Source organism: Mesorhizobium sp. M1A.T.Ca.IN.004.03.1.1 (assembly GCF_003997555.1).
Lineage (GTDB): Bacteria > Pseudomonadota > Alphaproteobacteria > Rhizobiales > Rhizobiaceae > Mesorhizobium.
This window is the reverse complement of sequence record NZ_RZTV01000009.1, coordinates 176,969-191,689: the sequence shown is the minus strand read 5'-3', so window position 1 is coordinate 191,689 and position 14,721 is coordinate 176,969. Positions and strand designations below refer to the sequence as shown.

General features: G+C 56.2%; 9 protein-coding genes and 4 pseudogenes. 7 read left to right on the top strand and 6 right to left on the bottom strand.

Annotated features, from left to right (window positions below; genetic code table 11):
* Positions 1–147 precede the first annotated feature (147 nt).
* Positions 148–1,113: pseudogene (locus EOD29_RS24535) on the top strand (IS66 family transposase); the annotation flags it as partial.
* Between the two features lie 280 nt (positions 1,114–1,393).
* Here EOD29_RS24535 and EOD29_RS24530 read toward each other — a convergent pair.
* Positions 1,394–2,020 (bottom strand): recombinase family protein, encoded by a 627-nt coding sequence (locus EOD29_RS24530; protein ID WP_245475410.1) that lies wholly within the window; start codon positions 2,018–2,020, stop codon positions 1,394–1,396.
* Positions 2,010–2,207, bottom strand: coding sequence for a hypothetical protein (locus tag EOD29_RS24525; protein WP_127248159.1), 198 nt, complete (start codon positions 2,205–2,207; stop codon positions 2,010–2,012). The genes EOD29_RS24530 and EOD29_RS24525 overlap by 11 nt, the downstream gene beginning before the upstream one ends.
* A 322-nt stretch (positions 2,208–2,529) precedes the next feature.
* On the opposite strand from EOD29_RS24525, the pseudogene EOD29_RS24520 reads away from it, so the two are divergent.
* Together EOD29_RS24520 and EOD29_RS24515 are read left to right on the top strand one after the other, a co-directional pair.
* Positions 2,530–3,572, top strand: a pseudogene (locus EOD29_RS24520) (IS110 family transposase).
* Positions 3,573–3,870: 298 nt separating this feature from the next.
* Positions 3,871–4,335: pseudogene (locus tag EOD29_RS24515) on the top strand (IS5 family transposase); the annotation flags it as partial.
* A gap of 55 nt (positions 4,336–4,390) precedes the next feature.
* On the opposite strand, the gene EOD29_RS24510 reads toward EOD29_RS24515, so the two are convergent.
* The 4 genes from EOD29_RS24510 to EOD29_RS24495 form a co-directional block, all read right to left on the bottom strand.
* Positions 4,391–5,599 (bottom strand): Xaa-Pro peptidase family protein, encoded by a 1,209-nt coding sequence (locus tag EOD29_RS24510; protein WP_127248158.1) that lies wholly within the window; start codon positions 5,597–5,599, stop codon positions 4,391–4,393.
* A 227-nt stretch (positions 5,600–5,826) separates the two neighbouring features.
* Positions 5,827–6,929 (bottom strand): IS3 family transposase gene (locus tag EOD29_RS24505; RefSeq protein ID WP_127248157.1). Its coding sequence is split into 2 segments (ribosomal slippage): positions 5,827–6,668 and positions 6,668–6,929, totalling 1,104 coding nucleotides; the frame shifts between segments, so codons are not numbered across the junction.
* 164 nt (positions 6,930–7,093) lie between these two features.
* Positions 7,094–8,056, bottom strand: coding sequence for a LysR substrate-binding domain-containing protein (locus EOD29_RS24500; protein ID WP_164763828.1), 963 nt, complete (start codon positions 8,054–8,056; stop codon positions 7,094–7,096).
* 503 nt (positions 8,057–8,559) lie between these two features.
* Positions 8,560–10,164: an ABC transporter substrate-binding protein gene (locus EOD29_RS24495; protein WP_164763827.1), complete on the bottom strand. Its 1,605-nt coding sequence runs from the start codon at positions 10,162–10,164 to the stop codon at positions 8,560–8,562.
* Between the two features lie 238 nt (positions 10,165–10,402).
* Between EOD29_RS24495 and EOD29_RS24490 the strand changes: the two genes are divergently transcribed.
* The 4 genes and pseudogenes from EOD29_RS24490 to EOD29_RS24475 all read left to right on the top strand — a co-directional run.
* Positions 10,403–11,353, top strand: coding sequence for an ABC transporter permease (locus EOD29_RS24490; RefSeq protein ID WP_127248154.1), 951 nt, complete (start codon positions 10,403–10,405; stop codon positions 11,351–11,353).
* A gap of 252 nt (positions 11,354–11,605) precedes the next feature.
* Entirely contained in the window at positions 11,606–12,232 is a 627-nt protein-coding gene (locus tag EOD29_RS24485) for an ABC transporter permease (protein WP_245475409.1), read from the top strand.
* Positions 12,201–13,889 carry an ABC transporter ATP-binding protein gene (locus tag EOD29_RS24480; RefSeq protein ID WP_348630443.1) on the top strand — a complete coding sequence of 563 codons (1,689 nt, stop codon included), beginning with the start codon at positions 12,201–12,203 and terminating at the stop codon, positions 13,887–13,889. The genes EOD29_RS24485 and EOD29_RS24480 overlap by 32 nt, the downstream gene beginning before the upstream one ends.
* Positions 13,882–14,691: pseudogene (locus EOD29_RS24475) on the top strand (IS630 family transposase); the annotation flags it as partial. The gene EOD29_RS24480 and the pseudogene EOD29_RS24475, both read left to right, overlap by 8 nt.
* Positions 14,692–14,721 lie beyond the last annotated feature (30 nt).

Genomic DNA, 14,721 nt, shown 5'->3' with positions numbered 1-14,721 from the left:
GCCCTCCCTTCGTCACACCCCCGCCGCCGAGTCTCATCCTGATTGACGCTGAGTCTCACCTTGATTGTCGCCGCGCAGATTGCCTGGAATCGCCTGGAACTCAGGGAGAACCGGAGCCTCCGCAGCATAATTCCGTGCGCAACATCTTATCGTCAGGCGCAGATCTACGCCCGGCAGGGCATCAATCTCGATCGCTCCACGCTCGCCGACTGGGTCGGCCGCGCCGCCTGGCATCTGCGTCCGGTGCATGAGCGGCTGCTTGGCAAGCTGAAGGCTTCGCCGAAGCTCTTTGCTGACGAAACCACGGCGCCGGTGCTCGATCCCGGCCGCGGCAAGACGAAGACAGGCCAACTCTGGGCCTATGCCCGCGATGACCGACCATGGAATGGCGGCGACCCGCCGGGCGTCGCCTATGTCTATGCGCCGGACCGAAGGGCCGAGCGTCCGATCGCTCATCTCGCAGGCTTCACCCGGATCTTGCAGGTCGACGGCTATGGCGGCTATCGCGTGCTGGCCGAAAAGAGTGGCGTCACGCTCGCCTTCTGCTGGGCACACGTGCGCCGACGCTTTTATGAACTGGCAGCAGCTGGTCCCGCGCCGATTGCCAGCGAGGCGCTGAGACGGATTGCCGAGCTCTACAAGATCGAGGACGCCATCCGCGGCCGATCGGCCAACGAGCGCCGCGCTGCGCGTCAGGAAAAGAGTACTCCAATCATCGCGGCACTCGACCCATGGCTGCGTGAGAAGCTCGGCCTGATCAGTCAGAAGACCAAGCTCGCAGAGGCGATCCGCTATACGCTCTCACGCTGGGAAGGGCTCTCGCGCTTCCTCGACGACGGTCGCATCGAGATCGACAACAACGTGGTCGAGCGCTCCATCCGTCCGATCGCGCTCAACCGCAAGAACGCCCTCTTCGCAGGCTCTGACGGCGGCGCCGAACACTGGGCTGTCATCGCGTCACTGATCGAAACCTGCAAACTCAGCGGTGTCGAGCCGCTCGGCTATCTCACCGATGTCCTCACCAGGATCGTCAATGGCCATCCGAACAGCCAGATCGACGACCTGCTGCCCTGGGCCTACATCCGGGCTCCCGAGCTCAAGGCCGTGGCCTGAGAACAGCGCTTACGGATTAAGCGCGTGAAGGAAATCACCGCAAACGACAGCCATTAGGCGTCGTGGCAGTGTCTTGCCCCCCGATCCGCCCAGGCTGACCCGCCGATCGCATGGGGTGCAGAAGCATTTTGCAAATGTTGCTCTCGCGTGATGACCGATGACCGTCTGTAGATCGGGTTCTCGATCATCCGGTGGAGGGTGGCATAGTTCGGCCGACGCCAGACAATATCGCCATTGTTGCGCTTGGCGGGCAAATCCAGCCCATGCTCGAGGAACCACATCAAGGCTTGCCGGGCACTGCCGAGTTCGGCGACCTTTCGAACGCCAGTGTGATGGCCTTCTGCACGCGGCGATCCGGATCCTTCTCCAGGCGATCACCGACCTTTACGAAGCCCACAGGGGCTGCAACAACGAGTTCGCCGCGGCGGGCCTTTTCGTAGCGGGCCGAAAGCGAACGCTGGCGCAGAAGATCGAGTTCATACTCGTTGAGACTGCCCTTCAATCCCAGCAGCAGCCGATCATTGCCCTGGCGCGGCGCATAGACCGTCTCCTGGTCGATCAGCACAGTGTCGACGACGCGGCACATCTCGATGAGCTGCTGCCAGTCGCGGCTATTGCGGGCAAACCGCGATACCTCCCGTGCCGCAACCGCCCCGACCTTGCCGAGACAAACCTCTGCGACCATCCGGTCGAAACCGGCGCGGGCGACGCCGCCAGCGGCCGAACGGCCGAGATCGTCGTCGATCGTGTCGATGCGAGACCAACCGAGCGACGTCAGGCGATCGCGCATCGAATATTGCAGGGCGCTGCTCTCGCGATTGTGCAGGACCTGATGGGCTGACGACTGCCGCACATACAGGATCGCCTTGCGCTCCAGATGGTGCGGTCTGATCTTCTCATGCATCATGACGCACCTCCTCCCGTCCGGGAGAGCGGTCGCCGTCGACGTGATCGAGAATCAGGCTGACAATCAGCTTCGTCACTGATCGGCGCGTCTCGGCGGGCAGCGCCTGCCATTGCGGCGTCTGCACCGTCTCGGCGTCGTTCAGCTTCGAGAACAGATCGAACTGGTATGTCGTGGGCTGGCGCGGCATGGACATCTCCCCGATTCGCGTCGTGAGAGCCCAATGCTGCGCCCATCTCCTGCGATTGCGATGGGGCACCCGTGTCCCGGAGCAGTGTCGCCAGGGCGCCAAGCGCTGTCCGCGATTTAGCGGAACGACTGTCCCGTTTTTGCGAAATGCGCAGGCTGGGCGCGAGGCCAGTCCCACGGCTGGCGTGATCGACAGATGGGGTATTCGGCTTGAGCCTCATCTTTTGGCGGTGATGCCATCAAGGTGCTGCGCTTCGAGCTGATGATAAAACGTGGTCGGTTCCCTGGAACAGCCACAAGCCATCAGGAAGGAGAAGCGCAGCATGAAACATTATGCAGGATTGGACGTCTCGGTGAAAGAGACCGCAATTTGCATCGTCGACGAAACAGGCACGGTGTGCCGCGAGGTGAAGGTGCCGACCCACCCCGAGGATCTTGCGCGGATGCTCAAGGATCCGCCGGCCTGGCGGTTGGAACGCGTCGGGCTTGAAGCCGGACCTTTGTCGCAATGGCTGTTCGAGGGGCTTGCCAAAGCCGGCTTGCCAGTGGTTTGCATTGAGACGCGTCACGTCAACGCATTCCTGAAGGCGCAGCCGAACAAGACCGACCGCAATGATGCGCGCGGGATCGCGCAGATGATGCGGGTCAATCTGTTCCGCCCGGTGCATGTCAAGACCCTGACGAGCCAGAAGCGCCGGGCGCTGCTGACGGCGCGCAAGCTCCTAAAGGAAAAGGCGATTGCCATCGAGAACGACATCCGCGGGCTGTTGCGCAACTTCGGTCTCAAGGTTGGCAAGGTCGGTGCGGTCAAGTTTGAGGAGCGGATCCGCGAGCTCACCGAAGGCATGCCCGATCTGGCCGAGATCGTCGAACCGTTGCTCGACGCGCGCCGCAAGCTGCGCCAGAATTATGCCGCCCTGCACCGCAAGCTTCTGGCGATCGTCCGGGATGATGAGGTTTGCCGCCGGCTGATGTCGATCCCCGGTGTCGGCCCGGTCGTGTCGCTGGCCTACACCGCGACGATCGATATCCCCGCCCGCTTCCGCAACTCCAAGGCGGTCGGTCCGATTTTGGGCCTGACGCCGGCGCTCCATGAATCGGGCGAAAGCCGCCGGGTGGGCGGATCTCGCTATGCGGCGACGGCATGATGCGAACGTTGCTCTACGAGGCCGCGCAGACCCTGCTGACGCGGGTGACGAAATGGTCCTGGCTGAAGGCCTGGGCGATGGACGTCGCCAAGCGGCGCGGCCAGCAGAAAGCCATCGTTGCGCTCGCCCGCCGGCTGGCGGTGATCATGCATCGCATCTGGAGCGACGGCACACAGTTCCGCTGGACCAGGACGGAAATCATGCCGGTCGCCGGCTGAACAATTGATAAACATCGCCCCCCGATAGACGGGGACGACACGAGTTCCGCCCACCGGTGGAAAAGCTGTCCTTCGCGGGACGAGGATGAGGCGAGTTCGTCGACTGGCTTGGCTCGATTGCCCATCATCGGCAATCAAGGCGCTCGACAGATTGTTCCACCCCATTCTTCTGAATCCCCATAGAGGGTAGGGCCAGAGCGCCGATCCCGGAGAGAAGCAAGGCCCCGCGAAAGACGTCCAACGCCGGCGCGACGGAAAAGAGCTAGAAGGCGCTTGACTTCAAACCGCCGAATAGAGAAGCCAGTCGGTCAAGGCTCCGCAAGCTGAAACAAGGGGTTACGACGCCGGCAAGAAGATTGTCGGCCGCAAGCGACACATTGCCGTCGATACGGATGGGCGGCTCTTGATGGTCAATCTCACCACCGCCGACATCTCCGACAGTGCCGGGGCTCAGGCGGTCCTGGACGGCATCCGCAAGCGTTGGCCCTGGGTGAAGCATCTGTTCGCCGACAGCGCCTATGACCGGCTGAAGCTCATGGACAAAGCCGCCTATCTCGACTTCGTGGTCGAGATCATCCGTCGATCCGACGACCAGAAGGGGTTCCAGGTCCTGCCCCGCCGCTGGGTCGTCGAGCGCACCTTCGGATGGATGACGCGCTGGCGACGCCTCGTGCGCGATTATGAACAGCGCATCGACGTCTCTCACGCCATGATCCTCGTCGCCATGGGTGGAAACCTCGTCCGACGAAATGCCCATCCCTGATTTTCAAAACGGACTCTAAACGCGGTATTATACAGTCAGTTGTCTCTGAGGTAGGCTACGCGCTTAGCCGATCGTCAAACGGGAAATCGACGAGTAGTTCGCAGCCGCCTTTTGTCACTAAGACCTGGTCTTCCAGTTTTACACCACAAGATCCGCCCACCTCTCCGACATAAGCTTCAAGGCATAGAACCATATTTTCCTGAAGATATCGGTCGTGGGGGTTGTTGTCGCTCCAGGGCTGGTAAATAACCGGCCCTTCGTTCATTAGACCAGCACCGTGAACGACGCTATCATATGCCTGATGCCGATATTTCTCAGGGAGAGCGGGAATCATACTCGCAAACTCAGCGTAACATAGCCCCGGGCGGACAGCCTCTCTCATTGCAATAAGCTGCTCTTTCGCCAGGCGATATAGGTGTCGTTGATCGTCCGTGGGCTTTACGTCCCCGCACATAAACGTTCGTGAAACATCAATAACATATCCCTCAAAACCTGTTGCATCCGTGTCGAGAGCGACCAATTCGCCATCTTGAACTTTTTTGTTGGAAGCCTCCGTGCCCCAGGGATTCGAATTTTGACCGGATGAAACCAGTCTCGTGAAGACTACTATTCCATCACGACGAATTAGAGACTCTGTCAGTACCCCCAAAAGATCGATTTCTCTTATGCCTGGCACGATTGCACGCTCGAATTCAGATAGCATGTCGCGGCCAATCTCGCCATTGATGCGCATCAGCATCGCCTCATCGATAGTTTTAATCTCTCTAGCCGCGTCTGTTACAGGGCTTGCACTAACAAGGTTAAGCCCAGCCTTCTGAAGAGCAAATACAGCCGAAGGGTCAACCCGATCCACTGCGATGAGAGCATTCGGTTCGACTCCAAGTTCCCTCAGCGCTTGCTTCGTTTCGCCGACAAACTGGGCGATCAAGCGTTTGCCACGCTCACCCTGGTATTGCCACCATAGTGCCGGTCTAACATCTCTCACGACCTTATTTGATCGCTCGAGGGCCGCCTCCCATTCGTAGAGAATGGGATCGCCTGTCGCCCCTACGATGCAGTATCTTTCTGATGCCGCCAGACAATGAACATCCATAACGGAGACGCCCGTCGCATAACGGACGTTCGCTGGCAAAAAGAAGATGCATGCCGATACGCCCGATTTTCTCATTTCGGACTGCAAACGCTCGCGACGCTCTACGATCATGCGGTTTGTATCAACGGTTTTGAGCAGCGTTTTCGCACGTTCAGAGAATAGTTCATTCATGACTGGCCTCTCTTCCCTTGAACCACAATCTCGTTCGCCAGGAAACTAGCAGCGGATTTCGGGCCCACAAGTGAAGTGCCCTCAATGATGGGTGATATAGGATCATGAACGGATGAGTGCCCCGTGACCTGAGACCCTATTCTCCTCCGGCTTGAGGGAGAGTCCTAGGTTTCGTTGCTCTGAGACCGAAGATTGGATCGCCGGCTGGTGGAGTTTTCCGGCTCCGATCATGGTGACGGGCTGGTTGCGTCACCGGGATTATGCAGCGCAATCGGGACGTTGTATCCGATTGCCGAGTGAAGACGATCCTCGTTGTAGTATCTGCGCCAATCCTCCAACTTTTCCTTCGCGTCTGCAAGCGTCATGAACCAGTGGGCATTCAGACATTCGCTCCTGAGCTTGCTGTTGAAGGCCTCAATGAAGCCATTGTCGGTCGGCTTTCCCGGCCGCGAGAAGTCCAGGGTGACGTTGTTGGCATAGGTCCACAGGTCGAGATCTCGCGAGATGAACTCGCTGCCATTGTCGACGCGTATCGTCTTCGGATAGCCGATCCGCTTGCACACGAGTTCAAGGGTATCCACCACATCTTCGCCGCGATATGCAAATCGCGGATCGGTTGCGGGACAGAAGCGCGAGTGGGTATCCACGACGGTCAGAATGCGCAGCTTTTTGCCCGTGGCGAGCTGGTCTTGGACAAAATCCATCGCCCAGACATCGTTGGGTCCAGACGCTTCCTGGCGGGCCTCGCGCAGCTTGGCCTTCACGCGACGCTTCGGAAGCTTGTTACGGAGTTGCAGGCCTAACTCATTGTAAATCCGGCGTGTCTTCTTCATGTTGATCGTCCATCCTTCCCGGCACAGCAAGACATGCACGCGGCGGTAGCCAAACCGCACGCGCGTCTCGCAAATCTCCTTGATGCGGCTTTCGAGACCCGCCTGCCCGAGGCGACGGGATTTGTAGTGGTAGGTGGACGTGTCGAACTTCAGAGCCTGGCAAGCCCTCCGGATCGATACGCCCCATGCCGCCAACATCCCGTCGACCAGCTTGCGCTTGCGGGCAGGCCTCAGAGCTTTCGGCGGATGACGTCCTGCAGCATCTCCCGGTCAAGCGTCAGGTCCGCAACGATCTTCTTCAACCGGCTGTTCTCTTCCTCAAGAGCCCGCAGCCGCCGTATCTCGTCAGGCAGCAGACCCTGGTACTTCTTGCGCCAGTTGAAATAGGTCGCCTGGCTGATCCCCGCCTTGCGGCAGATATCCGCAACCGGCATGCCGTCGTCGCCTTGCTTGATGATGAACGCCTTCTGCGCGTCCGAAAACTTCGATGCCTTCATCGCTCTCCGCTCTATTCCCCAGCCGGGAATCACACGCGGAAAACTCTAACCAAAAACGATCCAGTTTCAGGGGATCAGAGCACCCGTATTGTCGGGAACTCAGTGAACGCTCGCCATTGTCCGGTTCCTCGCCAGTTGGGGTAGCGTTCTGATGCCGTACATGACTACAGGATCTGTTTCGAGTTTCTGATCCATTGTCTGAACAGCCCGATCAGGCGCTGTCGCGAGCTTAAAGGATTGTAGGAAATGAAATAGCTGTTCGATGAGGGGAAAGAGGGTCCGAAAGGCCGAACCAGCGTGCCTTCTCTAAGATGCCGGGCGCAGAGAAAGTTATCGCCAATCGCAACACCCATCCCTCGCAATGTGGCCTGGAGAGTTAACGATGACGTGCCCAAGATTTCGCCGTCATCATAGCCAAGGTCCTTCAGACCGGCTACCTGGAAATAACGCCTCCACTCTTCGGTGCTGCGATCGTGCAAAAGCGTGTGTAGGCGAAGATCGGCCGGTGTCTTGAGGGGGGCGGTGGCAGTCTGCAAGGCCGGACTAGCAACTGGAAACAATGTGGACGAAAATAGCTTCTCAGAATGCGCACTGCGGCTACTTCGCGGTCCATACCAAATGGCGCAGTCACCGCTATCCAAGTGGTTTCTGCTGGCTCCCTCCACAGCCTCGATCTCAACGCGAGCGCCCCCAAGACCTTCGCGCAGCTCTTTGATACGGGGCATTAACCGGAGGCTGGCAAAATCCGCATCGCATAGGATCAATAGGCGCTGGCTCCCATTTTTCTTCTGATTTATTGCGAGCAGCGCCTGCTCAATCACATCAAACCCTTCTTTGGTCGACTGCAGAAGCGCGTGTCCTTCGTTCGTTAGCGTCATTCGCCGGGTAGATCGCTCGAAGAGGCCTGTGCCTAGGCTGTGTTCCAAGTTTTTTACATGCTTGCTGACCGATCCATGGGTCACATTCAGCTCTTCCGCTGCTCGGGTGAAGCTTTGGAATTGGGCGGCTACTTCAAAGACACGAAGAGCATTCAAAGAAGGCAATTTGCGACGCATGGCGATCCATTTGTGAACAAAAGTCACGTTTGGGGGTGAAGAATGGAAAAATGAACTGTGGCTCTCAAGCAAGTGCGGTCTTCTCGGACGGGAATGCTGATCATGCCGACTTAGAGCAGCCGAGCAGCCCATAATGAGCGCTTAAAGCAGTGACGTATTGGATGGGGATCGAGACGAAGTGCATCTGCCGCAGGAGCCGGGCTCGCTGGTGGTTTTCCGCGGTCGCTATATGCACTGCATCGTGACGTCAGTTCAGGGCGACCACAAGGATTAGCGGCGCTGGCAATGCTTTCAAAAGCCCGGCGTGGTGTGCAGTTAACAGTTAACTGAATACAATTGAAATCTGCTTTATGGCCGGGACCAGCAGTTCAACTCTCCAGCGCTCGGGTACCCCCGTACCTCGGCGCGCTCAGCAGGTTGAAACAATGCACAGCGCTGCAACACCTCAATCATTAGCAAATAAGCACCAGACAGGGCTGACTAGCTCTGTCTTCCTCGGCCCCGTTCATGCCGCGCGTCATTTATATGCGCTTCAGAGGCACGACAGCAAAGATCTACTCTTCACTGACGTATGTTCACGGAGAAAACCACCAGCGCTCTACGCCGCGCCCTCCGTCAAGTGGCCAGTCACCCGAAATTCCCCCGCTATGCTCGACATTGGAACGCCGCGCACCGACCCATTGCTTGAAGAATGGAATAATGGAGCCGCCATCATCCCGGACGAGAGATTGCATTTCGTGATACATCTCGGTTCGTCTCGCTTTGTCGAACTCCGTGCGAGCAGCCCTTAGCAACTCGTTGAACCTAGGGTTCTTAAAACCAGTTTCGTTCCATGGGGCGTCCGCAGCATACCCAAGAGAGAAAATCATGTCTGGCGTAGGTCGTTGGCCCCAGAACGATGCACAGAACGGTTTTTTCATCCAAACGTCGGACCAATAGCCGTCCTTGGGCTGACGCACTATGTCGACATCGATTCCGGCGGGCTGCGCTGTCGCTTTGAACATGGCCGCCATATCAACAGCTCCGGGGAACGCCGCTTCGGACGTGTGCAGCTGAACGCGAAGGTTTTCCAGGCCCGCCTTTTTTAGGTGGTACCGGGACCTTTCAGGATCATAGTGCCTTTGCTCGATACTCGCGTCGAAGAACTCAGATGCCTTAGGAATAGGATGGTCGTTGCCCACGGAGGCGAATCCTCCGAGAACGGTCTTGACTGCCAATTCTCGGTCGATGCTGTATTTTATTGCCATTCGAACATCATTACTGTCGAAGGGCTTCATACCAATCTGCATAGGAAAGCTTGCGTAGGATCCTCCCTCGACTGCATCGATTCGGACATCAGGATTTCTCTGCAATAACTTTACGGTTCTAAGATCGCACTCCAGCATGGCGTCGATCTCACCTGTGGAAACCGCATTTTGCCTGCTATTGGTATCCGGCATTGCGATCAGCGTTACGGCCTCGAAGTGCGCTCTGCCAGACTTAAAGTAATTCGGGTTTCGAATGAGCTCCGCTCTGGAACCTGGCTCGAACCGTTGCAACTTATACCCGCCGGTTCCCACGCCGCTTTCCCAATCGATGGTCCCGCTCATATTAGATGGCATAATCGGGAGGTTCAATTCAGTAAAAAAATATGGCAGGTCGGCGCTTCCGCTGCGGAGCTTGATTACAATGCGAGATTTGCCATCCGCCGTTATCTCATCAATCTGATCCATCAGCGATTTTGCGGCGGACTTTGAATTCTCCCCACGATGGAAATTGAGAGAAGCGATCACATCGTCCGATGTAAGCGTCTTTCCGTTGTGGAATTCGACATCACGACGGAGGTCAAAGACCCAGACCTGGCCTCCGTTTGAGGGTTCCCAGTGCGTCGCTAGTTCCGGAATAATGCTATTATCCTCTGCAATCTCGACCAAATAGTTATTTTTTGCCTTGGTCAGAAGATTCAAAAAATTCGTCGTGTATGAACCGGGCTCTAGGCTATCTGCCGTATTGCCGTCGTCGCATCCGACGCGAAAATGCCCGCCCTTTGTTGGAGTTGCTGCCAAAACCGAAGCGGGAGCGATTTGTCCGAGCAGAGTTGCGATACCAGCCACACCGGCCACCTTGATGAATCGCCGCCTGCTGAGTTCCATTGAATCGCCCGTGTTCGGTACGATAATTCCCACGTCACTTCGGTTCATTTCGCTCACCTCTGATGATGACATGGTTGCGCCGCGACAAACGCGATCTCCATGCCTTGTTAATTGTCATGGCAGACCACCATAGGGCTCAACGACCCCAACACAAAAGTGAAGACTTGTCCCCCTCACTTGAGATAGTTTCACTTTTGTCGATGCGTCGGTCCAATCATAGTAGCCACGGTTTCTCCGGGCTCCAAAGCTTGCGGCCGGACCTCCGGGCAAAAATAGGGATGGAACAATGAGCACAACCGCGTCAGCGGTTATCAATCGGGCGACCCTGAGCTTGGTTACGCTCGTGATCGTCACAGTCGTGATTTCAATCGGTGTGAATGCACTGCCAGGGGATGTTGCACAGACGGTTCTCGGTCAAGCCGCGACGCCCGAGACAGTCGAAGCGTTCAGGCGTGAACTTGGCTTGGACCTGCCACTCTACATGCGGTACTTTCAATGGCTGCATGGTGTACTGACAGGAGATTTTGGTAGGTCCCTGGCCAATGGACAGGATGTCATACACCTCATCCGCCCCCGCTTCTATAATACGCTGTTTTTATTCGCAGCCACCGCCCTGGTGTCGATTCCGATTTCATTGGCACTGGGCATCTTGAGCGCTATCTATCGCAATACAGCGTTCGATAGAACTATTTCGGCAGTCGCTCTGACGGGGATCTCTTTCCCAGACTTTTTCGTCGCTTATATACTTATCGTGTTATTTTCCTATCAGCTTGGCCTGTTCCCGAGCATTGCGGACGTTGACGGAAACTCTGGAATAGCGGGTCGGCTCTACGCATCGGCTCTCCCCGTCTTTACTCTTTCACTTGCAGTGATGGCGCACATTATCCGAATGACGCGGGCTGCCATTGTGAATGTGCTTACTAATCCATATATCGAAATGGCGCGACTTAAGGGAGTCAGGCCTAGAAAGATTATCACCCGCCACGCGCTTCCTAACGCGATGGGACCGATTATTAACGTTGTTGTGCTGAACTTAGCTCACTTAATTGTTGGGACGGTCGTGATCGAGGTCGTCTTCGCATATCCTGGTCTCGCCCAACTGCTCATGGACTCGGTTTCCAAACGTGACTTCCCAGTAATTCAGGCGAGCTGCCTCATTTTTGCAGTAGCCTATATTCTTATGAACATGATCGCCGATATGATCGCGGTCGCTTCAAACCCCCGGCGCCGAAACTGAAAACTGAGGATTAATTGGTATATGTCGTGCGTTTTACGGTGGCGAAAAATACCGGTGTCGGCCAGGCTAGGTCTCCTAGTCATTGTGGCAAATCTTTTGATCGTGGCTTTGGCGCCTATGCTTACGCCTTACGGGGAGGGAGAAATTGTTGGAGTGGTCTGGGAACCACCCATATGGTCGTCAGAGGCGCTGCAGCATTCCCCAGTTGTACTTTTAGGAACAGATCAAGTAGGAAGGGATGTGTATACGAGAATGATGTTCGGTGCGCGTAATACAATTGGCATCGCGCTAGCTACTACTCTTATCGCGTTCTTATTTGCCGTGCCTACTGCTTTGTACTCATCGCTTCAAAAAGGTTGGGTGGACCAACTCATATCCAGAGCGGCCGACGTTGTACTGGCGTTGCCGACGCTCATCGTGTCTCTTGGTGTTATATCTATTTTTGGTAGCTCCATCGTCGTCCTAGTCACTGTCATAAGTTTTCTCAATGTTGCGAGCATTTTTAGAGTGTGCAGGGCCATCGCAATCGATATCAATGAAATGGATTTCGTTGAAATAGCGAAGCTACGAGGAGAGCCGCGATGGTGGCTCATGTGGGGCGAAATTTTCCCAAATGTTTTGCCGCCATTGCTGGCAGAGTTCGGCGTTCGATTTTGCTACGTGTTTCTGTTCATAAGCAGCTTGAGTTTTCTCGGGCTCGGAATTCAGCCGCCAACTGCGGATTGGGGGAGTATGGTACGTGAAAACGGAATCGCCATTTCCTATGGCATTATGACGCCGCTTCTTCCCGCGCTCGCGATCGCCTTGCTAACGGTGGCGGTAAACCTCGTAGTTGATTGGCTTCTTCATGCTACGTCTGGCTCGCGCGAACTTATCTAGGATGGCAAAGATGTCCGTTGTGTTACAGATTTGTGATCTGGTAGCTGAAGCCAGCCACGGAAGTGAATGGAATACGATCCTGCACGGCGTTTCTCTAGCCATCCGGCGCGGTGAGGTATTAGGGCTCATTGGGGAGTCCGGTTCTGGCAAGACCACATTAGGGCTCGCAGCAATGGGCTACGCAAAACCAGGCTGTCGTCTGGTATCGGGCTCAGTGACGTTTGATGGCAAAGATCTCTTGAAGGCCGATGCTGAGGAACTTCGTATTATCCGCGGACAAAAAATCTCGTATGTTGCGCAGAGTGCTGCCGCGTCGTTCAACCCAGCGCATAGAATTGTCGATCAATTCGCCGAAGTCGCGGCCGAACATGGAATAGTGGACGAGGCGAATTCACATCGCCGCGCAAAAGAACTGTTCCGTCAACTTGATCTTCCCGATCCAGAGGGCATTGGGTTCAGATACCCTCATCAAATTTCGGGTGGGCAACTGCAACGATGTATGGTCGCAATGGCCATGGCTTGTAATCCTAAAATCATTGTCTTTGACGAACCGACGACTGCGCTTGATGTCACCACTCAAGTGGAATTTCTCCATCTCGTTAAGCGAACAATCAGAGATCAGGGGTTGGCAGCCATTTATATTTCACATGACTTGGCAGTCGTCGCGCAGGTGGCTGACAATGTCGTAATTCTTCGCCAGGGCGCCATCGTGGAGAAAGGCACCAAGCAGCAAATCATTGATGCCCCAGAGGCCGAATATACTAGACGGCTGATTTCGGCACGTGCGGGGGTTAGGGTAGGGATAGACAGCAGTTCCGTGGATCGAAGTGCCGCGTTACTTGCGGTCGAAGATCTTAGTGTCAGCTATGGTCTAGTAAAGGCCGTAGCAAACGCAGGTATCGAAGTTTTTCCGCGCGAAACCGTGTCAATCATAGGTGAGTCGGGGTCTGGAAAGACGACTTTAGCAAAAGCAATTGTGGGACTGCTGTCAAATGTGAACGGGACGATTGTTTACCGTGGCTCGATTGTGCCGCCTCTTTTCAGAGACAGGTCCAAGAAGTTGCTTCAGAAAGTTCAACTGGTCAGCCAGTCGCCTGACAGCGCGCTAAATCCCAGACATACGGTGGGAAGAGTTCTAGCCAGGCCCTTGTCGTTGTACTTTGGAATGAGGAAGGGCGAGCGCGAAGCGAGGATACGAGAGCTCCTGAGGATGGTCGAACTACCCCCGAATTACGCTGATCGGAGTTCGAGCAAACTATCAGGAGGTGAAAAGCAGCGGGTCTGCATCGCTCGGGCGCTCGCAGCAGTTCCGGAGCTCGTCATCTGTGATGAAGTCACTTCAGCTCTCGATCCGCTAATTGCGAAAGACGTGCTGTTGTTGTTGCGTAAACTCCAGAACGAACTAGGTCTATCGCTATTATTTATAACGCACGACTTAGTCGTGGCAGAAGCTATTTCGCATCGAATAGTCGTGATGCGTCGTGGCCAAATAGTAGAACAAGGCAACGCTTCTGAAGTTATGGCTGCTCCACGCGAGCCGTACACGCAGCTTTTGATCGATGCAGTGCCCCAGATGGATACTTCATGGCTCGACCGGTTTAGCCGGTCAAAGACTGCTGAGAGCCGAAAGTTGCATCTCTGCTTGCAGTCCGCATGAGTTGTGGACGACGCGGTTGCTGGCGCGCCATGCGCGCGAGTACGGACCGGGGGCCGGATATGAATGTCTCGCCCGTCTGGTTCAGGGCACGGTGTGCAAGATCCTCGGCCAAGAGGAAATCAAGCCGCACAAGGTGCGCTACTATCTGGAACGCCGCGACGCCGAATTCGAGCAGAAGATGGCGCAGGTCTTGTGTGTCTATCGCGAGGTCCAGATCCTGAAAAAGGCCGCCGCCAAGTCGAAGAAATCGGGCAAGCCGGGTGCGATCGTCTCCTACGATGAGAAGCCGGGAATCCAAGCCATCGCAACGACGGCGCCGGATTTGCCGCCCGTGCCTGGCGCCTACGCCACCTTCGCGCGCGATCATGAGTACAAGCGCCATGGCACGCTCAGCCTGTTGGCGGGGATCGATCTGCTCACCGGGAAGGTCCACGCCTTGGTTAAGGAGCGTCACCGCAGCCGCGAGTTCATCGAATTCCTCAAACTTCTCGACGCAGCTTATCCGGCCAATGCGGCGATCAAGCTGATCCTCGACAATCATTCCGCACACATCTCAAAAGAGACCAAAACCTGGCTCGCCGCCCAACCGGCCGGCCGCTTCGAGTTCACCTTCACGCCCAAGCATGGCTCCTGGCTCAACCTCGTCGAAGGCTTCTTCTCCAAGTTCGCCCGCTCGGTCCTGCGTCACATCCGGGTGGCGTCAAAGCACGAACTCAAGGAACGCATCATGGCCGGTATCGAGGACGTCAATCGCTATCCTGTCATCCACACTTGGTCTTATAAACTCGCCGACGCTGCCTGATATGATTCGAATCACGGAAACGCTCAACTA